This window comes from Pseudogulbenkiania sp. NH8B, from assembly GCF_000283535.1.
Classification (GTDB): Bacteria; Pseudomonadota; Gammaproteobacteria; order Burkholderiales; family Chromobacteriaceae; genus Pseudogulbenkiania; species Pseudogulbenkiania ferrooxidans.
Map to the genome: position 1 here is coordinate 2,675,365 of NC_016002.1, position 18,603 is coordinate 2,693,967.

Consider the following 18,603-nt stretch of genomic DNA (forward strand, 5'->3'; position numbering starts at 1 on the left):
CACCGTGTCAGTCAGCCTGCGAGGCCATTTCGAATTGCACCAGCCCCGCTTCGTGCAGCGTGTGCAGCACTCGCGGGGCATAGGCGTCCGGGGTCAGCGATTCGCCCAGCCGTACCCCCCGCCGCGCCAGCTCGGCGGCCGCGGCGGGCAGATCGGGTGCCAGCAGCCGCACCGCATGCAAGCCTTCGCGCCCGCCTTCGCCACGCTCGCCGGCGGCGGTTTCGAGGCGGATGCGCACCTTGCCGCACGGGCTTTCGATCAGGCATTCGCCGGCAACGCTCTGGGGATGGGCGCGAAATCCGAACAGGTGGGCATAAAAATCTTGCCACTCCTTGAGCCGGCCGGGCTGAACCCGCTGCACCAGTTGATCGACCGCGGTGAGCAGCAGCGGCGCCTGGTCCGCCTCGGCGCCGGTCAGCCAGACAAAATCGACGTCGTAGATGGAATGGTCCTGGTAACGGTCGACCAGATAGATCAGCGAGCCCCCCACCCCCTGAAACGCGGGTATGCGCAGTTCCATCACCCCGGGGGCGCTGTCCACTTCCCAGCCGCCGCGTTCATTGGCATAGCGCGTCGCGAGTGCCGCATCCCTGACCCGGAAAGCCACGGCGCAAATGCCCGAACCCTGCTGTTGGGCATACTGCTGGGCGTGCCCGCCCTGTTCGCCGTTGACGATGAAGTTGACCGAGCCTTGCCGGTACAACAGCACGTTCTTCGAGCGGTGCCGTGCCACGGCGCTGAAGCCCAGCGCCTCGAGATGGCGCCCCAGACGGAGGGGTTCGGTGCTTGCAAACTCCACAAACTCGATGCCGTCCATTCCCATGGGGTTGGGCGCGTCTCCCAGAGTGTTCGAGTTAACCATGACGTTCCTCAGCAGAGTGATTCTTTAACATGCTCGTCGCGCTGCGACACGGCCAACACCTTGCGAGCGGGAGACGGGGCCGAAGCTGCAGCCTCCTGACACACCCAGCCACCAATCCATAGGCTTGTCATTTTCATTGTCAGAAAATCGCTCGCTTAATCAAGCGGCATTGCCAGGCTGCCTATCGATAAATGGCCGATAAACGCACAAACAGTTCGAATATCGGCCGTCAATGTAGTGAGTGGCAGCCATGGCGTCAAGGAGCATGCCTGCAAAGATGTTCGATGATCGAACCGACAGGGTTTGGCGCGCAGGATGACCCATCGAGACGACCTGCACGGCAGGCGCTGTGGTCCGGAGCGAAGAGCGGGATGCCGGGCGGTAGAGCGCCGCGCACGGCCGAGAAAACGGGGCGGCCAGCAGGTGGCCGCCCGCGTTCACAGGACAGGAATCAGGCGGAACCGGCCAGGGCTGCCGGCGCCGCCTCGAGATCGGCCGCCGGGCTGGCATCGGCCACTTCGGCCAACTTTCTAGCAGCGATATCGGCCACGCGTTTGACGTGAGCCACCGAGGCATCGTGCGCGGACTGGGCGTCGCGTCGCTTAAGCGCGTCGACCAGGAGGCGCATCTCCGCCGCGGCCTCGGTGGCGCGGCCCGCCGAGCTGATGGTCATGGCGCGCAGGCGGTTGATGCGGGCGTTGAGCGACTGCACGATCTCCCACGCCATGGTCTGGCCGCTGCCCTCGAACATCAACTCGTAGAACGCCGAGGTACTGGCCAGCACCTCGTGGAAATCGTTCCTGGCGAAGGCCCCTTGGATTTCCTCGTTGATGGCGGCCAGGTGCGCGATGGTGTCGTCGTCGGCGCGCTCAGCGCACAGCCGGGCGGCGTGGCCTTCCAGCAGGGCGCGAATCTCGTAGATCTGCGCCGCCTTGTCGGCGTCGAGCGTGGCCACCACCGGGCCCTGGTGCGGGATCGACTCGACCAGGCCTTCGGTCTCCAGATGGCGCAGCACTTCCCTGACGATGGAACGGCTGACGCCCAGCTCTTCACACAAGGAGCGTTCCACCAGGCGCTCGCCGGGCTTGAAATAGGCGCTGAGGATGGCATCGCGCATCTTCTCCAGCGTCAACTCGCGCAGCGTCTTGACGCTACGGTCTATCTTCAGCGAACTGCTGCCCTTGGGTGACATGGTCGATCTCCTTATTGAATGCCGCCAAGACAGAGGTATTTGATTTCGAGGTAATCCTCGATGCCGTAGCGCGATCCTTCCCGGCCGCAGCCGGATTGCTTGATCCCGCCGAACGGCGCCACTTCGGTGGAAATGAGGCCGGTGTTGACCCCCACCATGCCCGCTTCGATCGCCTCGGCCACGCGCCATACCCGGGCGAGATCGCGGCTGTAGAAGTAGGCCGCCAGGCCGAATTCGCTGGCGTTGGCCTGGGCGATCACGTCCGCCTCGTCGACGAAGCGGAACACCGGCGCCACCGGGCCGAAGGTTTCCTCGCTCGCCACGCGCATCGCGGGCGTCACGTCGCGCAGGATGGTCGGCTCGAAGAAGGTTCCACCCAGCGTATGGCGCCGGCCGCCGGTGACGATGGCCGCGCCCTGCTCCAGCGCGTCGGCGATGTGCGCCTCGACCTTGGCCACGGCCTTGTCATCGATGAGCGGCCCCTGCGTCACCCCGGCGTCCATGCCGTTGCCGACGTCGAGCGCGGCCACGCGTGCGCTCAGCTTGGCGATGAACGCGTCGTAGACCCCGTCCTGCACGTAGAGGCGGTTGGCGCACACGCAGGTCTGCCCGCTATTGCGGTACTTCGACACCATCGCGCCTTCCACCGCGGCGTCGAGGTCGGCGTCGTCGAACACGATGAACGGCGCGTTGCCCCCCAGTTCCATGCTGACCTTCTTCACCGTGCCGGCGCATTGTCGCAGCAGCAGCCGTCCGACCTCGGTGGAACCGGTGAAGGTCAGCTTGCGCACCAGCGGGTTGCTGGTCAGCTCGCCGCCGATCGCCACCGGGTCGCCGGTAACGACGTTGATCACGCCGGGCGGTATGCCGGCTTCTTCGGCCAACCTGGCCAGGGCCAGCGCCGACAGCGGGGTCTGTTCCGCCGGCTTGGCGACGACGGTGCACCCCGCAGCGAGCGCCGGCGCGATCTTACGTGCCAGCATGGCATTTGGGAAGTTCCACGGCGTGATCGCGGCGACCACACCCACCGGCTGCTTGATGGTGATCAAGCGCTTGTCGCCCTGCGTGGCGGGAATCACATCGCCGTAGACGCGCTTGGCCTCCTCGGCAAACCACTCGATATAGGCCGCGCCGTAGGCGATCTCCCCCTTGGCTTCGGCCAACGGCTTGCCCATTTCCGCGGTCAGCAGCCGCGCCAAGGGCTCGGTATGCGCCAGCACCAGGTCGAACCAGCGGCGCAGATAGCCCGCCCGCTCCTTGCCGCTCAGCGCACGCCAGGCCACGCCGGCGGCCTGCGCCGCGTCAATGGCGCGGCGGGTTTCGGCCGCGCCCAGGCGCGGCACGCTGCCGATGGTCTCGCCGGTGGCCGGATTGTGCACGGCCAGGCGCTCGGCGCCGTCCAGCCATTGCCCGTCGATGTAACAGCGGTCCTGCAGCAGTTCCGCTTCGCTCAATAGTTTCATGCCACATCCTTCGGCGACGGCCCGCGCCGTCGCCCGTTTGCAATTGATCGTCTCAGGCGAACACGTGACCGTGCTGCGCATCCCACTCCAGCACCGCCGGTGCCCCGATGCTCAGCCCCTGGCCATCGCGCACCGCCATGCGCACCGCGACTTCCTGCTGCCACGGCGTCTGCACCGCGAAGTGCATGCTGTCGCCCAGATAGGTCATGTCGCGCACCGTCACCGCCAGGCCGTGCCCTGCGGCTGCCGCGGCAGGACGGATGCGCATCTGCTCCGGGCGCACCATCAGCGTGCCCTCGCTGCCGGCCGCGAGCGCACTGGCAGCACCCTCGACCGCGTGGCCGTTGGGGAACACCGCGCGTGCCCGGCCGCTGCCCATCTGCTCGACCTTGACCGGCAGGAAGTTGGAGTTGCCGATGAAGCCGGCGACGAAGCGCGACGTCGGGCGCTCGTACAGCTCCTCGCCGGTGCCGACCTGTTCGATCTTGCCCTGGCTGAACACCGCGATGCGGTCGGACAGGCGTAGCGCCTCTTCCTGGTCGTGCGTCACGTAGAGGATGGTGACGCCGGTTTCCTGGTGGATGCGGCGCAGTTCGAGCTGGATTTCCTCGCGCAATTTCTTGTCGAGCGCGGAAAGCGGCTCGTCCATCAGCAACAGCGGCGGGTCGTAGGCCAGGGCGCGGGCGATCGCCACGCGCTGCTGCTGGCCGCCGGAGAGCTGGCCCGGCAGACGGTCGCGATAACCGGCCAGATGCACCAGCTCCAGCATCTTTTCCACCTTGGCCTTGATCTCGGCCTCGGGGCGACGCCGCACGCGCAACGGGAAGGCGACGTTCTCGCCCACCGTCAGGTGCGGGAACAGCGTGTAGCGCTGGAACACCATGCCGATGTTGCGCTGGTTCGGCGCCACCTCGAGCAGCGACTTGCCGTTGAGCAGCACCTGCCCCTCGGTCGGCCCCTGGAAACCGGCGACGATGTAGAGCGTGGTGCTCTTGCCCGAGCCGGACGGGCCGAGAAAGGTCATGAATTCGCCTTGCTGGATATCGAGCGAAACATGGTCGATGGCCACGACCTGATCGTAGGTCTTGCGCAGGCCACGAATCTGCAAAAACGGGGTCGTCATGAGCGTGTACCTCTCTTCAACAGGGAAACCAGCAGCATCAGCACGATGGTCAAGGCCACCAGCAGGGTCGATGCCGCTGCAATCACCGGGGTCAGGTCCTGGCGCAGCGTGCTCCAGATCAGTACCGGCAAGGTTTGCAAGGTGGGGCTGGCCATGAAGATCGACAGTACGACCTCGTCCCACGAAATCAGGAAAGAAAACACCGCGGCGGCGAACAGGCCGAGCCGGATCGCCGGCAGCGTCACGCGCCACTTCACCTCGATCGGCCCGGCGCCGCAGATCATGGCGGCGTCTTCCAGCGCCGGATCGAAGCTCTGCAACGAGTTGCCGATGGTGATGATCGAGAACGGCAGCGCGATGATCAGGTGGCCGATCACGAAGCCGGTCAGCGTGCCGGTCAGCCCGAGCTTGAGGAAAAACGCGTAGAGCGCCACCGCCAGCACCACCACCGGCAGCACCATCGGCGTCAGGAAGAACGCCTGCAAGGCGCTCTTGCCGAAGAAGGTGCTGCGGGCAAGACCCAGCGACGCCAGCAAGCCCAGCGCCACCGACAGCACGGTGACGATCACCGCCACCTTGGCACTGGTGAACAGCGAGCTGACCCAGATGGGATCGGTCAGCAACTGCTGGTACCACTGCAGCGTCCAGCCCGGCGGCGGAAACACCAGCCACTGCGAGTCGCCGAACGACAGCGCGGCGATGAACACGATGGGCAGTAGCAAAAACAGCATCACCACGGTGCCGACACCGATCAGGCCCCAGCGCCAGGCCCCCAGACGATCAAAATCGAGCAACATCTCAGCGTCCTCCGAAACCGGTACGTCCGCCGCCGAGGTAGCGCAGCTGAACGGCGTAGAGACCGAGCGTCACCACCAGCAGCACGAAGGCGGCGGCGCCGGCGAGACCCCAGTTGAGCAGCGACTGCACCAGCTGGGCGATCAGCTCGGCCAGCATCATGTAATTGGTGCCCCCCAACAGCGCCGGGGTGACGTAATAACCGAGCGACATCACGAACACCATCAGCGCCCCGGACGCGATGCCGGGCAGCGCCAGCGGCAGCAGCACCAGGCGCAGCGCCTGCCAGCGGCTGGCGCCACAGATGGCGGCGGCACGCAGCGTGGACGGGTCGATGGCGCGCAGCGTGGCGTGCAGCGGCATCACCAGGAACGGCAGCATGATGTAGGTCATGCCGATGGTGACGCCGACCAGGTTGTTCACCAGCGCCAGCGGCTCGTCGATTACGCCGATGGCCATCAGCACCCGGTTGATGAGACCGGTCTGCTGCAGCAGCACCATCCAGGCGTAGGTGCGCGCCAGCAGGTTGGTCCACATCGACAACAGCAGCACCGCGAACATCAGCTGCGACCAGCGCTTGGGCAGCACGGCGAGCAGCCAGGCGGTCGGAAAGCCGATCAGCAAGGTGATCAGCGTGACCACGCCGGCCACCATGAAGGTGTTGAAGAACACCCGGACGTAGGTCTGCGAACCGAGCAGCTCGACATAATTCTGCAGACCCGGAGCCGGCTCCATGACACTGCGCAGCAACAGGGTGAGCACGGGGATCAGGAAGAACACCCCCAACAGCAGCAGCGCGGGGAGCAGTAGCTTGACGCCACGCGATTCGGCGCCGATCTTGAATCGGCGGCGCACCGGAACGGCGGCAGAACTCAAAGCAGTGGACATGACAACTCCTAAACGACACGACGGCGAGACAGGCGGGCGGGACGGCGGAACGCCGTCACCCCCCGCTCCGGCACCTTACTGGGTCTGCCAGGCGTACCAGCGCTTGGCGATCTCCTCGCGATGCTCGGCCCAGTAGCGCATATCGAGGTTGATCTGGCTGGCGCCATGCTGATCCGGCAGCGACTTGACCGCGGCCGGCGTCATCTTGCTCTTGGCCTGCAGGTTGATCGGCGCGTAACCGGTTTCGCCGGCGAACTTGGCCTGGGCCTCCGGGCTGGTGGCGTAGGCCAGGAACTTCATCGCGGCCGCCTTGTTCTTGCTGCCCTTCGGAATCACCAGCATGTCGGCGGCGGTCAGGTTCTGGTTCCACGACATCCCGACCGGGGCGCCGCTTTGCTGCAGGGCGTTGACGCGGCCGTTCCAGAACATGCCAATCGAGGCCTCGCCCGACGCCAGCAGCTGCTGCGACTGGGCGCCGCCGCTCCACCACACGATCTGGCTCTTGATGCTGTCGAGCTTCTTGAAGGCGCGGTCGATGTCGAGCGGGTAGAGCTTGTTGGCGGGCACGCCGTCCGCCAGCAGCGCGATCTCCAGCACCCCCGGCGCCGACCACTTGTACAGCGTGCGCTTGCCGGGATAGCGCTTGAGGTCGAACAGGGCGGCCCAAGAGGCCGGGGCGGCGCCTTTCAGGGCCGGCTTGTTGTAGCCCAGCACGAAGGAGTAATAGAAGCTGCCCACCGAATTGGGCGAGACGAAGCGCGGGTCTACCCCCTTGAGCTGGGCGAGATCGAGCGGCTCGAGCAGCCCGTCCTTGGCGGCCTTGTAGGCAAAGTCGCCCTCGACGTCCACCACATCCCAGTTGACGTTGCCGCTTTCCACCATGGCCTTGAACTTGCCATAGTCGGTCGGGCCGTCCATCGCCACGTTGACGCCGCTGGCGGCGCTGAACGGCTTGGCCCAGTGCTTCTGCTGCGCCTGCTGGGTGGTGCCGCCCCAGCTGGTGAACACGAGGCTCTCCGCCAGCACCGGGGTGGCGGCCAGAATGCCGAGGCTGGCGGCCAGGGCGACGCGAGTACCAAACGCTTTCGTTGCAGTCATGATGTCATCTCCTAGGTAGAGGTAATGCTGTTGTTCTTGTAGCTTGACGGTGCCGGCCTGAACGCTCAGGCCAGCGGGGAAAACGGTGCCGGCTTCATGATCTTGCTCTCCATCTCCTCAAGGAGAGCCTGGATCTTGGGCGCGAACGCCTGCCAGGCCGGGTCCTTGGCCAGAGCGGCGCGACGCTCCTCGCGCTCGTCCAGGCTGGAATACGCCCAGATGTGCACGATCTGGTTCAAGGGGCCGATCTCGGAAAAGAAGTAACCGATCAGGTTGCCGAGATACTGCTTCTGCAACGCGATACCCTCCTCTTCCACCAGTTTCAGGTAGGCCGGGACGGCGCCGGTCTTGATGCGGTAGGTGCGGATTTCGTAGTACACATGCCCTCCTTCGAGCCTGTTCATAATCTTGCTGCGCAGCCCTGATCGGGGCTCATGCGCTGCGCGAAATCCTCATGTACTCCAGTACATTCCGGTTTCTGTGCTGCTCTTCACCCCGCTGAGGGCCGCTCGCGACAGATTCTCAGCAGGCTCTCAGCGCATCACGAACGGGTCGGCGATCGGCTCGTCCGAGGTGCGGATCCACACCGACTTGGTGCGGGTGTAGTCCAGCACCGACTCCATGCCGCCCTCGCGCCCCAGGCCGCTCAGGCCGTAGCCGCCGAACGGCACGATCGGCGACACCGCGCGGTAGGTGTTGACCCAGACGATGCCGGCGCGCAGCGCACGAGTGAGCCGATGCGCACGGGTCAGGTCGCGGGTGAACACGCCGGAGGCGAGGCCGTAGACGCTGTCGTTGGCGAGCGCGATGGCCTCGGCCTCGGTATCGAAGGTCACCACGCTCAGCACCGGGCCGAACAGCTCCTGCGTCACGCTCGGGACTTGGGCATCGGGGGCGTCGGGGCAGGCCAGGATGGTCGGGCGGTAGTAGTAGCCCGCGTCGAACCCTTCCGGGCGCACGCCGCCGGTCACCAGCTCGGCGCCGGTCTCCAGGCTCGCCGCCACCACGCGCTCGATGTGCTCGCGCTGCTTCAGCGTCGCCAGCGGGCCCATCTCGGTGGCCTTGTCCTGCGGGTCGCCGATGCGGATCGCCTCGGCCTTGGCCTTCAGCGTGGCCAGCAGGCGGTCGCGCACACCACGTTGCACCAGGAGGCGCGAACCGGCCACACAACTCTGCCCGGTGGCGGCGAAGATGCCGGCGACGATGGCGTTGCTGACGCTGTCGACATCGACGTCGTCGAACACCAGCACCGGCGACTTGCCGCCCAATTCCAACGAGGTGTAGGCCAGGTTCTCGGCCGAGTTGCGCACGATGTGGCGCGCCGTCTCGGGGCCGCCGGTGAAGGCGATGCGCGACACCAGCGGGTGGCTGGTCAGCGCCCGGCCACAATCGGCGCCGAAGCCGGTGACGATATTGACCACGCCGGGCGGGAAGCCGGCCTCGTGCACCAGGCGGGCGAACTCCAAGAGCGGCGCCGGGCCCTCCTCGGAGGCCTTCAGCACCACGGTGCAACCCGCCGCCAGCGCCGGGCCGAGCTTGACCGCCGACAGGAACAGCTGCGAATTCCACGGCACGATGGCCGCCACCACACCGATCGGCTCGCGCCGCAGGAAGGCGTCCATGTCCGGCTTGTCGACCGGCAGGCAGGCGCCCTGGATCTTGTCGGCGAGGCCGGCGTAGTAGCGGTAGTACTCGGCGACGTAGCCGATCTGGCTTTGCGTCTCGCGGATGATTTTGCCGGTGTCGGCCGTCTCCAGTTCGGCCAGCCGGGCGGCGTTCTCGGCCACCAGGTCGGCCAGCTTGTAGAGCAGCTTGCCGCGCTGGCTCGCCGTCAGGCCGGCCCAGGCGCTGTCCAGGAAGGCGCGGTGCGCGGCCTTGACCGCACGGTCCACGTCCTCGGCGCTGGCCGCCGGCATGCTCGCCCACGGCTCGCCGCTGGCCGGGTTGACGCTGTCGAAGCGGGTGCTGCCGTCTTCGAACTGGCCGTCGATGTACTGCTGAAACCGTCTCAACATGCTGCAGGCTCCTCGAATGGATCAGGCAAACGCCGGCATCACCTGGTTGATGAACAGCTCGAGCGACTTCTGCTTGCGCTCGAAGTCCATGTGGCTGTCGATCCAGAAGCTGTACTGGTCGTAGCCCAGCGCCTCGTAGCCCTTGAGGCGCGCGATTACCTCGTCCGGCGTGCCGACCACCAGGTTCTGCTTGATCAGTTCCGGCGCGTAGTTCGGGAACATCGCCAGGTCGTCGTCGTTGAGCGGCTCGATGAAGCCCTGATCGATCGACTTCTCGTTCTTGAACCACTTGCTGAAGTAGCAGTAGAAGCGACGCAGGTCGGCGACGGCGGCGTCGACTTCGCGCTGGTCGGCACCAACGAAGGTGTGCATCAGCATCATGATCTGCGGGCGCGGGATGTCCGGGTGGTTGGCGCAGGCGGCGTTGAAGCGCTCCATCAGGCTCGCCACCTCGGCGTCGCCGGCGGCGAGCGAGGTCACCTGCACGTTGCAGCCTTGCGAGACGGCATAGTCATGCGAGTTGGGATCGCGCGCCGCCACCCACAGCGGCGGGTGCGGCTGCTGCAGCGGGCGCGGCACCGGCGTGGTCTTGGGGAACTGCCAGTATTCGCCCTGGTGGGCGTAGTCGCCGGCGAACAGCTTCTGCAGGCAGGGAATCATCTCGCGTAGGCGGCCGCCGGCCCCCCAGGCGTCGAGTCCCGGGAACATGCGTTCGTACTCGAAGGAATAGGCGCCGCGCGCGATGCCGACGTCGAGCCGGCCGTTGCAGGCCAGATCGGTCATGCCGATTTCGCCGGCCAGCTTGATCGGATGCCAGAACGGCGCCACCACGGTGCCGGTGCCCAGGCGGATCTTGCTGGTCTTGGCGGCCAGGTAGGCCAGGTTGACGAAGGGGTTCGGCGCGATGGTGAATTCCATGCCGTGGTGCTCGCCGATCCAGGCGGTTTCGAAGCCACCCTCCTCGGCCATCTTCACCAGCGCGGTCATCTCGTCGAACAATTCCTTGTGCGACTTGCCGGCGTCGTAACGCTCCATGTGCAGGAACAGCGAAAACTTCATGATGTGTCTCTCCTAAATTTCTGGCGGGTGGATTTTTTTCTCTAATGCGGGGCTGCGCTCACGCTTTCGCCAGCGACTGAACCGAACCGCTATGGCTATCACCGATATAGATGCCGAAGGCGTCCTCGGTGCGTTCCTTGACGAAACGCTGCAGCATCGAGCGCATCGCCTCGTCGCCGAGCTGGTCCCAGGGGATGTCGTCCAGCGCCACCGCGCGCAGCTTGCCGCCCGCCGGCAGTTCGCCCTGCAACCGTCCACGGTAGTAGATGTTCACCGCGCCACCCTCGGCGGCGCTCTCCTCGAACACCGCGAACAGGAAGTCGAGCTGGGCGTCGACGCCGAGCCGATCCAGAACGCCGCGCAGGCTCTTGGCGTCCGTGGCCGGCTCCAGGCGGGTGCCGGTGGGCAGCTCGTAGCCCCGGTCCGTCTCCAGCAGCACCACACCACCGTCGTACTCCAGGATGGCCCCAACCTTGGCTTTCTGCCCGGCCGCGGCGAGCGCGTCCTGCGACAGGCTGAAGGTGAGATACGCCCCGCGTCCGTAACCGAGCGGGCTCACCGTGGTATTGGCGAAATCCATCACCTTGCCGATCAGGATGATGTGATCGCCGGCATCCACCACCTGGTGGGTCTCGCAGTCGAACCAGGCGGCCGAGCCGTCGATGATCGGGCTGCCGGTCACGCCCCGGTGCCACGCCACCTGCTCGAACTTGTCGGCGGCCTTGGAGGCAAAGATGCTGGACACGTTCTTCTGATCCTCGGCCAGGATGCTGATCGAGAAGTGGCGGGTTTCCGCAAACACTCCGTAGCTCGCCGCGGACTTGCCGACGCAGATCAGCACCAGCGCCGGATCGAGCGATACCGAGGTGAACGAGTTGGCGGTGAAGCCGCGCGGCGTGCCGTCCGCCTGCCGCGTCGAGACCACGGTCACGCCGGTGACGAAGGCGCCGAGTGCCTTGCGGAATTCCATCGCGTCGATGGGCTGGCTCATGCTGGTTCACTCCTCTGCGATTGTTGCGCGCCGGCCGTCACGGGGGTGGCCAGGAAATCGCGCAGGCATTGGTTGATGTCATCGGGCGCGGTGACGTTCATCATGTGGCGCGCTCCGGCGACGATATCGAGACGGCCCTGCGGCGCCAGTGCGGCCATCGCCCGCGACATCTCGGGGCTCGAATTCGGATCGAACTCGCCGGTCATGAACAGCGCCGGCATCGCCAGCCGCGGCAGGCCGTCCGCGTGCACCGCATCCGAGCTGGCGAACAGGCGGTAGGTTCGGGCGTAGCCCTGCGGGTTCACCTCAGTCAGAAAACGCTTCACCAGGTTGGCCGAAGCCTTCAGCTCGGCCGGCACCGGCTCGCCGAACCAGCGCGCCAGGGTGGAATCGACGGTGGCGGCCACGCCGGTGTGCTGCAGAGCCTCGGCGCGTTCCAGCACCGCGGCACGCTGTTCCGGGGTGCGCATGAACACGGCGTTGAGCGCCGCCACGCGCAGGGTCCGCGCCGGGTAGGTCAGCGCGAATTCCAGCGCCACCAAGGCCCCCATCGAATGGCCGACCACGTTGGCCGAAGCGATATCCAGATGGTCGAGCAAGCCGGCCAGCTGCGCGGCGTAGTCGCCGAGCGCGACATCGTCGGGCGGCACCTCGCTGCCGCCGTGGCCCAGCATGTCGTACACGATCACCTTGTAATCGCGCGCGAACTCGGCCACCTGCGGCGCCCAGATCGCCTGCCCCATGCCGACACCGTGGATCAGCACCAGCGGTTCGCCGCCGCCGTACACGCTGAAGGCGGTGCCGCCCACCGTGCCGGACAGCAGCGGTACCGACGCGTCGTGCTCAGGCTTCATTGCTGCCAAGCTCCTGCAGATCCTGATAGCGGTTGCCGATGCGGTGATGCGGACGGCCGCCGATCGAGGCACCCAGCGCCACCACGATCTCGTCCGGCGCCGGGGCGTCGTTGATCGAGAACTGGATGGTCAGGTAGTGCGAGCGCATGCCCTCGTCGTCCTTGTGCATCATCGGGATCATGATCGGGCAGTTCGGGCCGCCGCGGACGTTGGTGAAGCTGAGGTAGCTCTTGGCGCCCACGGCCTTGCGGTAGTAATTGCCGAAACGCAGGGTGTGGATCAGCGCCGAAGCGTGCTCGACCTCGCCGTCGGTGCCGACCACGGCGGCCTTGCCGTAACCCTCGATCACTTCGCCCGAGCCGGCGATGCGCAGGATTTCGCCGGTCAGCAATTCGCCCAGCACCGGAGCGATGGCGTGGATCTCCGGCTTCAGATCGTCCACGAAACCGCGCCCCGCCCAGGGGTTCTTCAACACCGCCGCCGCCGCGAACATCTTCAGCGGCACCGGCGCGGCCTTGCCCCCTTCGATCAGCGTCTCCTCGACATAGGTCACCACTTTGCGAATCCCGACATCCATCGTCTTTTCTCCTCAGCCTTGGCGCCCCGCGCCGTTCGATTTGCGATATGTTGGTATTACGGTATACCAAGAAATAATCGATAGCAAGTGGATTGTATGTTGGTATACCATAATACAGAGCAAAAAAGAGACAGCCGCCAGCAACGGCGTCGGCACTCGAACGACTAGGATGAAACGTTCACTCCCTTCCCAGCCGGAAGGGCATCACATGAAAAGGAGCACAACGATGAGCAAGGAAACCTTCGACCGCGGCCTGGAAATCCGCAAGGCGGTACTCGGAGAAGACTACGTCAACCAGGCGCTGGCCAACGCCGATGAACTCTCGATGCCGCTGCAGCAATTAGTGACGGAATATTGCTGGGGCACGGTGTGGGCGCGCGAAGGGCTTGAGCGCAAGACGCGCAGCCTGATCAACCTCGGCATGATCGCCGCGCTGAACCGCCCGCACGAACTCAAGCTGCACGTGCGCGGCGCCCTCAACAACGGCTGCAGCAAGGAGGAAATCGTCGAGGCGATCCTGCAGATCGCCATCTATTGCGGGGTGCCCGCCGCCATCGACGCCATGCGCATTGCGCGCGAGGTGTTGAATGCCGATAGCGCGGGGTAAGATCAGTCCGCCGGCGGCAGCAGCACGCGCCAGTCGGCCTCGCCCAGCGTCAGATGACAGGCCAGCCGCCAGGTGTCGGCGGTGTCCGGCCACTCCTCGGCGGCGGCCATGGCGGCGTCGATCAGCCCGGCGCGCAGCATCACGTTGCGCTCCTTTCGGCCAACCTTGACGGTGCCGGGCTGACCCACGTGTTCGACGCGCACCTTGCAGGTGCCACAGGTGCCCTGACCGCAGCGCCAGTGCAGCGGCAGCTCGTGAAAGCGCGCGACGTCGATCAGCACATCGCCCGCTTCGGCGGCAACCTCCTCCAGCACCTGCCCGCTGGATTGATCGATAAAGCGGACGATCGGCATCAGAACTCCAGCGCGATGAAATCGAGCTGGTCGCCCGCCGCGACGGCCTGCCCCGGCGCCAGGCGCACCAGCCCGTCGGCCCAAGCGCACGAGGTCAGCACCCCCGAGCCCTGGTTGGGGTAGCGCTCCAGCACGGTCTGGCCGTCGCGCACCACGCGACGCACGCGCAGGAACTCCACGCGCTTGGCGTCGGGACGGCCCCAGTCGAAGGCGGCGGGATAGCGCACCGTCGTCGTGCCGGCCGCGTCGGCCACTCCGGCGCGTCGCTGCAGGAAGGACTTCACCAGCACCGCGAAGGTGACGAAGCCCGACACCGGGTTGCCCGGCAGGCCGATGAAGTCGGCACTGCCGACCTTGCCGCTGGCCAGCGGCTTGCCCGGCTTGATGGCGATTTTCCACAGATTGAGCGCCCCCTCGGCCTCCACCGCGGCCTTGACGTGATCTTCCTCGCCCACCGACACCCCGCCGCAGGTCATGATGATGTCGGCAAAGTCGGCGGCGTCGCGCAGCGCCTCGCGCGTGGCCTGCAGTTCGTCGGGGATGATGCCCAGGTCGCTGACCTCGCAGCCCAGCTGCATCAACGCCGGCACCAGCCAGTAGCGGTTGGAGTTGTAGATCTGGCCAGGTCCCAGCGGCTGGCCCGGCTCGACCAGCTCGTCGCCGGTGAAGAACACCGCCACGCGCAAGGGACGCACCACCGCCACCTCGGCGATACCGAGCGAGGCGAGCAAGCCGATATCGGCGGTGGAAAGACGCTGGCCGGCGGCCAGCACGGTCTGGCCGTTGGCGATATCTTCGCCGGCACGGCGAATATTCTGGCCGGCGACGGGCGCCTTTTGAATCGTGACGCGCCCGTCCTCCTGCACCTCGCACTGCTCCTGCATCACCACCGCGTCGGCCCCGGACGGGATCGGCGCGCCGGTAAAGATGCGCGCAACACTGCCCGGCTGCAGCGCGTCGGGCACATGGCCCGCGGGGATGCGCTGCGACACCGGCAAAGGTTGGCCGAAGTCCGCCACGCGCAGGGCGTAGCCATCCATGGCGCTGTTGTCGTGCGGCGGCACGTCCAGGGTGGCCACCACCGGCACCGCCAGCACGCGGCCGCAAGCCTCCAGCAGGGAAACGGTTTCGGTCTCGGTCACGGCGTCGGCGCGCGACAGCAGCCAGCTCGCGGCCTCGTCAACGGTCAGCATGTTTTGCATCGGGTAAGGTACTCAACAGGAAAGCGACGATGCCGGCGATATCGTCTCGATGAAACTGCGGCAAGGTCGTGTCGATGGGGACGTCGCCAACCACGGCCAGTACCTGCGGATCGTCCGGGTACAGGCGCGGACTGGCGAGCGCGCTATTGATCACTTCGATCTTGGGCACCGGGGCGTGCTTGAAGCCCTCGGCCAACACCAGGTCGCACGGAGCGAGCCGCGCCACGTGTTCCAGCAGCGGGTGATCGTTGCTGCCGGGCAGCTCCTCCACCAGCAGCCGTCGCCGACCAGCGGCCAGCAGCACCTGCCGCGCCCCGGCCTGGCGATGGCGCCAGCTGTCCTTGCCCGGCACGTCCCAGTCGACGTCGTGGTGAGTGTGCTTGATCACCGCCACGTCGAGCCCATGGGCCACGAGCCGGGGCAACAGCCGTTCAATCAGGGTGGTTTTGCCACTGCCGGAAAAGCCGGCAAAGCCGATCACGTGCATCGTTCAGCATCCGCAAGAATCTAGGCCCGGCGCGCAGGCCGGGCGGAACAGGGCGATGATAACACGCAGGGGAATGCCGCCTAATCGGGCGAAATGACTAGTCTCGACGCACCCGGTGCCGATGAAGGAAATCGTCACGAGCGGCCCCCGGCGGGATGAAGGGCCGCACCGAAACCGCAATGGGCACGCAGCCTCTGAAGATATTTCATCACGGAGCGCTCCCTGCGTGCACAGCTTCGCTACGCCCAGCAAAAAGATTGCACGCAGTACCCCTGAGCCCGATCAGGGGGCGCGACAGAGCCATTCAGCGGCGTTCAGGCGGCGTGCGACAGGCTGGCATCGTTGCCCTGCCCGTCCTCGGGGTCCTCGAAGCGTTTCCAGTCGATGATCATCACTTCGGTCAGCCCGCAATCGATCGCCAGCTGTGCCTCGATCTCCTCCAGCACTTGGTGGCAATGAATCGAGCCGTTCAGCACCACCTCGGCGCGGCGCACCACCTTGTCGTCAGGCGTGGCAAACCAGATGCAATAGCGGTTCATGACGGCCTCCGATCAACCGGTCAGACAGCGCGCTTGTCAATAAACTCGGCAGCCCACCCCGCCCGGCCCCGCAATGCTCGCCGCACCCGCGATACGGCGACGCCTCTCGAACCGCCCGGGAGCGCGGCAATGACCGCAGGGAATCCCTGTGGGACGATGTTTCTCGCAAGCTCCTACTACATATATCGGCGCAATTGCAGCCAGATCGCAAGCTTTTCCTCATAGGGGCGGGTATAGGCCGGGCTGGAAGATGGCAGCGCCAGCAAGGCCAGGGGGCTTGAAGCCAGGTATTTCGCCGCCTTGAACGCCGTGCCGCCGTTGAATCCAATCGCCTCGAGCCGGGGAAGGGAACGCGTCAGCACCAGGAGGTCGTTGTGCTCGATGTCGTTGAGCGCGGCATCCAGGCTGCCCTGACGCCGCGCCTGCGCCACCACATCCCACAGCCCGACACGATGCTCCAGCAGGCAGCCGAGCCGGTCGGCATACGGCATCTCGCCCAAGGGCTCGCCCAGCACTTCGCCCAAGAGGCGCCAGAACTGGTTGCGCGGGTGGGCATAATACTGGCCGGCCGCCAGCGAGGCGTCACCCGGCAGCGAGCCCAGGATCAGCAGGCGCACCTCGGGCGAGACGACCGGTGGGAAACAGTGCTTGTGAGGCGTCATGGTGTTACTCGGAAGGGGCGCGGAAAGGCCTGCCGGAAGGTAGCGTTCTGCTGGTGACACGGCCCGCTGGAGTGCGGCCGGTCAGAACAACTGCCCCTGCTGCCGCGCCAGCCACGCCTTGACCGGGCCGAAGGTGCGACGGTGCTCCGCCAGCACGCCGAAACGCTCGATCGCCGCCAGGTGCTCGGCCGTCGGGTAGCCCTTGTGGCGGGCGAAACCGAACTCGGGATGCAAGGCGTCGAGCGCCACCAGCTCGGCGTCGCGCGCGGTCTTGGCGAGGATGGACGCGGCCGAGATAGCCGGTTCCAACGCATCGCCCTTGACGATGGCGCGCGCCGGCACGGCGATGCCCTTGGGCACACGGTTGCCGTCGATCAGCACCTCGATGGGCACAACCGACAAACCGGCCACGGCGCGACTCATCGCCAGCATGGTGGCCTGCAGGATGTTGAGCCGGTCGATCTCGTCGACACTGGCGCTGGCGATGCACCAGGCGAGCGAGCGCTCGCGGATCAGCGGCGCCAGCTCGTCGCGCTGCTTTTCCGAGAGTTTCTTGGAATCGGCCAGCCCGGCGATCGGCCGGGCCGGGTCGAGGATCACCGCGGCGGCGAACACCGCCCCGGCAAGCGGCCCCCTGCCCGCCTCGTCGACCCCGGCGATCATGCCGGCACCCCCGCCACCTGCAGCACCGCGTCGGCCGCGAGCTCGGCGGTATCCTGCTTCAGCTCGCGATGCAGCGCGGTGAAACGGGCGGTGAGCGCCCGCCTGGCCGGCTCGTCATCGTAGAGTGCGGCCACGGCTTCGGCCAACCTTTCCGGCGTGGCGTCGTACTGCAGCAGCTCCGGCACCACCGAGTCGCCCAACAGGATGTTGGGCAGGCCGACCCACGGCAGCTTCAGCTTGCGCTTGACCAGACGGTAGGTGAGCCACGACAGCTTGTAGGTGATCACCATCGGTTTCTTGGTGAGCGCCACCTCCAGCGTCGAGGTGCCGCTCTTCACCAGCACCACGTCGCTGGCGATCATCGCCATCTGCGCGTGGCCGAACAGCTTGCGGATCGGCAAATCCCAGGCCTTGAGCCGGGACAGCACCCGGTCGAAGGCATCGAGCGTCGCCCGCGTCGCCAGCGGCACCAGGAACTGCGCCGCCGGGTAGCGCTCGTGCAGCAGCCGCGCCGTCTTGACGAAGATCTCGCCCAAGTAGTCGATCTCGCTGACGCGGCTGCCGGGCAGCAGCGCGAACACCGGCCCTCCCGGGAACAAGCCGAGCTGCTCGCGCATCGCGGCGGTATCCGGCACCAGCGGAATTTCCCCCGCCAGCGGATGGCCGACGAAAGTCACCGGCACGCCGGCCCTTTCATACAGCGGCGGCTCCATCGGAAACAGGCACAGCACCCGATCGGCCGCCTCGCCGATCTTCTGCACCCGCTCCGGGCGCCACGCCCATACCGACGGGCTGACGTAGTGGACGGTACGAATGCCCTTCTTCTTCAGCGACTTCTCGAGCCCGAGGTTGAAGTCCGGGGCATCGATGCCGACGAACACGTCGGGCCGCTCGGCGATCAGGCCATCGCGCAGATGGGCGCGGATGCGCAAGAGCTCAGGCAGGCGCGACAGCACCTCGGCGTAGCCGCGCACCGCCAGGCGCTCCTGCGGCACCACCGAGTAGAGACCCTGTGCCTGCATCCGGGGCCCGCCGATACCGGCAAACTCGATCTCGGGATGGCGTGCCTTGAGCGCCGCCATCAGGTGCGCGCCCAGCAGGTCGCCCGACGCCTCGCCGGCCACCATGGCGACCTTCAACGCGCCGCTTCGCTTGAACAAGGGTTCCGGCATG

Annotated in this window: 21 protein-coding genes; 1 reads left to right on the forward strand and 20 read right to left on the reverse strand. The window is 66.5% G+C overall.

The genetic code is table 11. From position 1 onward, the window contains the following. Window positions 1-7: 7 nt before the first annotated feature. The 13 genes from NH8B_RS12260 to NH8B_RS12320 all read right to left on the reverse strand — a co-directional run bounded on the left by NH8B_RS12260 (window position 8) and on the right by NH8B_RS12320 (window position 12,917). Entirely contained in the window at window positions 8-862 is an 855-nt protein-coding gene (locus NH8B_RS12260) for a 4-hydroxyphenylpyruvate dioxygenase family protein (protein ID WP_014087597.1), read from the reverse strand. A gap of 451 nt (window positions 863-1,313) precedes the next feature. Beyond that, entirely contained in the window at window positions 1,314-2,054 is a 741-nt protein-coding gene (locus tag NH8B_RS12265; RefSeq protein WP_014087598.1) for a GntR family transcriptional regulator, read from the reverse strand. 11 nt (window positions 2,055-2,065) lie between these two features. Beyond that, window positions 2,066-3,517, reverse strand: coding sequence for an NAD-dependent succinate-semialdehyde dehydrogenase (locus NH8B_RS12270; protein WP_014087599.1), 1,452 nt, complete (start codon window positions 3,515-3,517; stop codon window positions 2,066-2,068). Window positions 3,518-3,569: 52 nt separating this feature from the next. After that, window positions 3,570-4,640: an ABC transporter ATP-binding protein gene (locus NH8B_RS12275; RefSeq protein ID WP_014087600.1), complete on the reverse strand. Its 1,071-nt coding sequence runs from the start codon at window positions 4,638-4,640 to the stop codon at window positions 3,570-3,572. Beyond that, window positions 4,637-5,437, reverse strand: a complete 801-nt coding sequence (locus NH8B_RS12280; protein ID WP_014087601.1) for an ABC transporter permease — start codon at window positions 5,435-5,437, stop codon at window positions 4,637-4,639. The genes NH8B_RS12275 and NH8B_RS12280 overlap by 4 nt, the downstream gene beginning before the upstream one ends. Before the next feature lies 1 nt (window position 5,438). Continuing rightward, window positions 5,439-6,323 carry an ABC transporter permease gene (locus NH8B_RS12285; RefSeq protein ID WP_014087602.1) on the reverse strand — a complete coding sequence of 295 codons (885 nt, stop codon included), beginning with the start codon at window positions 6,321-6,323 and terminating at the stop codon, window positions 5,439-5,441. 75 nt (window positions 6,324-6,398) lie between these two features. Further along, window positions 6,399-7,421 (reverse strand): ABC transporter substrate-binding protein, encoded by a 1,023-nt coding sequence (locus tag NH8B_RS12290; RefSeq protein WP_014087603.1) that lies wholly within the window; start codon window positions 7,419-7,421, stop codon window positions 6,399-6,401. Between the two features lie 65 nt (window positions 7,422-7,486). Beyond that, on the reverse strand, window positions 7,487-7,825 hold the full coding sequence (locus NH8B_RS12295) for an NIPSNAP family protein (protein ID WP_232503462.1): 339 nt from the start codon (window positions 7,823-7,825) through the stop codon (window positions 7,487-7,489). Window positions 7,826-7,954: 129 nt separating this feature from the next. Continuing rightward, window positions 7,955-9,436: an aldehyde dehydrogenase gene (locus NH8B_RS12300; RefSeq protein WP_014087605.1), complete on the reverse strand. Its 1,482-nt coding sequence runs from the start codon at window positions 9,434-9,436 to the stop codon at window positions 7,955-7,957. Between the two features lie 21 nt (window positions 9,437-9,457). Beyond that, on the reverse strand, window positions 9,458-10,495 hold the full coding sequence (locus tag NH8B_RS12305; RefSeq protein WP_014087606.1) for an LLM class flavin-dependent oxidoreductase: 1,038 nt from the start codon (window positions 10,493-10,495) through the stop codon (window positions 9,458-9,460). 58 nt (window positions 10,496-10,553) lie between these two features. Further along, a complete protein-coding gene (locus tag NH8B_RS12310; RefSeq protein ID WP_014087607.1) occupies window positions 10,554-11,486 on the reverse strand; it encodes a flavin reductase in 933 nt (310 codons plus the stop codon). After that, on the reverse strand, window positions 11,483-12,340 hold the full coding sequence (locus NH8B_RS12315) for an alpha/beta fold hydrolase (RefSeq protein WP_014087608.1): 858 nt from the start codon (window positions 12,338-12,340) through the stop codon (window positions 11,483-11,485). The genes NH8B_RS12310 and NH8B_RS12315 overlap by 4 nt, the downstream gene beginning before the upstream one ends. Beyond that, complete coding sequence (locus NH8B_RS12320; RefSeq protein WP_014087609.1) at window positions 12,330-12,917, reverse strand: amino acid synthesis family protein; 588 nt, start codon at window positions 12,915-12,917, stop codon at window positions 12,330-12,332. The genes NH8B_RS12315 and NH8B_RS12320 overlap by 11 nt, the downstream gene beginning before the upstream one ends. A 226-nt stretch (window positions 12,918-13,143) precedes the next feature. Here NH8B_RS12320 and NH8B_RS12325 point away from each other — a divergent pair, with 226 nt between their 5' ends. Next, window positions 13,144-13,524, forward strand: a complete 381-nt coding sequence (locus tag NH8B_RS12325) for a carboxymuconolactone decarboxylase family protein (protein ID WP_014087610.1) — start codon at window positions 13,144-13,146, stop codon at window positions 13,522-13,524. A 2-nt stretch (window positions 13,525-13,526) separates the two neighbouring features. Here NH8B_RS12325 and NH8B_RS12330 read toward each other — a convergent pair whose 3' ends face one another. The 7 genes from NH8B_RS12330 to lpxB all read right to left on the reverse strand — a co-directional run bounded on the left by NH8B_RS12330 (window position 13,527) and on the right by lpxB (window position 18,602). Next, complete coding sequence (locus NH8B_RS12330; RefSeq protein ID WP_014087611.1) at window positions 13,527-13,877, reverse strand: 2Fe-2S iron-sulfur cluster-binding protein; 351 nt, start codon at window positions 13,875-13,877, stop codon at window positions 13,527-13,529. Then, window positions 13,877-15,070 carry a molybdopterin molybdotransferase MoeA gene (gene glp, locus NH8B_RS12335; RefSeq protein WP_232503463.1) on the reverse strand — a complete coding sequence of 398 codons (1,194 nt, stop codon included), beginning with the start codon at window positions 15,068-15,070 and terminating at the stop codon, window positions 13,877-13,879. Before glp ends, NH8B_RS12330 begins: the two co-directional genes overlap by 1 nt. Beyond that, window positions 15,057-15,566: a molybdopterin-guanine dinucleotide biosynthesis protein B gene (mobB, locus tag NH8B_RS12340; RefSeq protein WP_014087613.1), complete on the reverse strand. Its 510-nt coding sequence runs from the start codon at window positions 15,564-15,566 to the stop codon at window positions 15,057-15,059. The genes glp and mobB overlap by 14 nt, the downstream gene beginning before the upstream one ends. Window positions 15,567-15,880: 314 nt before the next feature. After that, entirely contained in the window at window positions 15,881-16,105 is a 225-nt protein-coding gene (locus tag NH8B_RS12345) for a hypothetical protein (RefSeq protein ID WP_008953657.1), read from the reverse strand. 176 nt (window positions 16,106-16,281) lie between these two features. Then, window positions 16,282-16,767, reverse strand: a complete 486-nt coding sequence (locus NH8B_RS12350; RefSeq protein ID WP_014087614.1) for a DNA-deoxyinosine glycosylase — start codon at window positions 16,765-16,767, stop codon at window positions 16,282-16,284. Between the two features lie 81 nt (window positions 16,768-16,848). After that, entirely contained in the window at window positions 16,849-17,430 is a 582-nt protein-coding gene (gene rnhB / locus NH8B_RS12355; RefSeq protein WP_014087615.1) for a ribonuclease HII, read from the reverse strand. Beyond that, complete coding sequence (gene lpxB / locus NH8B_RS12360; RefSeq protein ID WP_014087616.1) at window positions 17,427-18,602, reverse strand: lipid-A-disaccharide synthase; 1,176 nt, start codon at window positions 18,600-18,602, stop codon at window positions 17,427-17,429. The genes rnhB and lpxB overlap by 4 nt, the downstream gene beginning before the upstream one ends. Window position 18,603 lies beyond the last annotated feature (1 nt).

What these genes read in the sequence shown, in the direction of transcription:
- glp (WP_232503463.1), bottom strand. Translation starts at nt 15,070, where the DNA reads ATGCTGACCGTTGACGAGGCCGCGAGCTGGCTGCTGTCGCGCGCCGAC.
- NH8B_RS12285 (WP_014087602.1), bottom strand. Translation starts at nt 6,323, where the DNA reads ATGTCCACTGCTTTGAGTTCTGCCGCCGTTCCGGTGCGCCGCCGATTC.
- NH8B_RS12275 (WP_014087600.1), bottom strand. Translation starts at nt 4,640, where the DNA reads ATGACGACCCCGTTTTTGCAGATTCGTGGCCTGCGCAAGACCTACGAT.
- mobB (WP_014087613.1), bottom strand. Translation starts at nt 15,566, where the DNA reads ATGCACGTGATCGGCTTTGCCGGCTTTTCCGGCAGTGGCAAAACCACC.
- NH8B_RS12320 (WP_014087609.1), bottom strand. Translation starts at nt 12,917, where the DNA reads ATGGATGTCGGGATTCGCAAAGTGGTGACCTATGTCGAGGAGACGCTG.
- lpxB (WP_014087616.1), bottom strand. Translation starts at nt 18,602, where the DNA reads ATGCCGGAACCCTTGTTCAAGCGAAGCGGCGCGTTGAAGGTCGCCATG.
- NH8B_RS12315 (WP_014087608.1), bottom strand. Translation starts at nt 12,340, where the DNA reads ATGAAGCCTGAGCACGACGCGTCGGTACCGCTGCTGTCCGGCACGGTG.
- NH8B_RS12270 (WP_014087599.1), bottom strand. Translation starts at nt 3,517, where the DNA reads ATGAAACTATTGAGCGAAGCGGAACTGCTGCAGGACCGCTGTTACATC.
- NH8B_RS12305 (WP_014087606.1), bottom strand. Translation starts at nt 10,495, where the DNA reads ATGAAGTTTTCGCTGTTCCTGCACATGGAGCGTTACGACGCCGGCAAG.
- NH8B_RS12310 (WP_014087607.1), bottom strand. Translation starts at nt 11,486, where the DNA reads ATGAGCCAGCCCATCGACGCGATGGAATTCCGCAAGGCACTCGGCGCC.
- NH8B_RS12300 (WP_014087605.1), bottom strand. Translation starts at nt 9,436, where the DNA reads ATGTTGAGACGGTTTCAGCAGTACATCGACGGCCAGTTCGAAGACGGC.
- NH8B_RS12345 (WP_008953657.1), bottom strand. Translation starts at nt 16,105, where the DNA reads ATGAACCGCTATTGCATCTGGTTTGCCACGCCTGACGACAAGGTGGTG.
- NH8B_RS12260 (WP_014087597.1), bottom strand. Translation starts at nt 862, where the DNA reads ATGGTTAACTCGAACACTCTGGGAGACGCGCCCAACCCCATGGGAATG.
- NH8B_RS12350 (WP_014087614.1), bottom strand. Translation starts at nt 16,767, where the DNA reads ATGACGCCTCACAAGCACTGTTTCCCACCGGTCGTCTCGCCCGAGGTG.
- NH8B_RS12330 (WP_014087611.1), bottom strand. Translation starts at nt 13,877, where the DNA reads ATGCCGATCGTCCGCTTTATCGATCAATCCAGCGGGCAGGTGCTGGAG.
- NH8B_RS12295 (WP_232503462.1), bottom strand. Translation starts at nt 7,825, where the DNA reads ATGAACAGGCTCGAAGGAGGGCATGTGTACTACGAAATCCGCACCTAC.
- NH8B_RS12265 (WP_014087598.1), bottom strand. Translation starts at nt 2,054, where the DNA reads ATGTCACCCAAGGGCAGCAGTTCGCTGAAGATAGACCGTAGCGTCAAG.
- NH8B_RS12290 (WP_014087603.1), bottom strand. Translation starts at nt 7,421, where the DNA reads ATGACTGCAACGAAAGCGTTTGGTACTCGCGTCGCCCTGGCCGCCAGC.
- NH8B_RS12325 (WP_014087610.1), top strand. Translation starts at nt 13,144, where the DNA reads ATGAGCAAGGAAACCTTCGACCGCGGCCTGGAAATCCGCAAGGCGGTA.
- rnhB (WP_014087615.1), bottom strand. Translation starts at nt 17,430, where the DNA reads ATGATCGCCGGGGTCGACGAGGCGGGCAGGGGGCCGCTTGCCGGGGCG.
- NH8B_RS12280 (WP_014087601.1), bottom strand. Translation starts at nt 5,437, where the DNA reads ATGTTGCTCGATTTTGATCGTCTGGGGGCCTGGCGCTGGGGCCTGATC.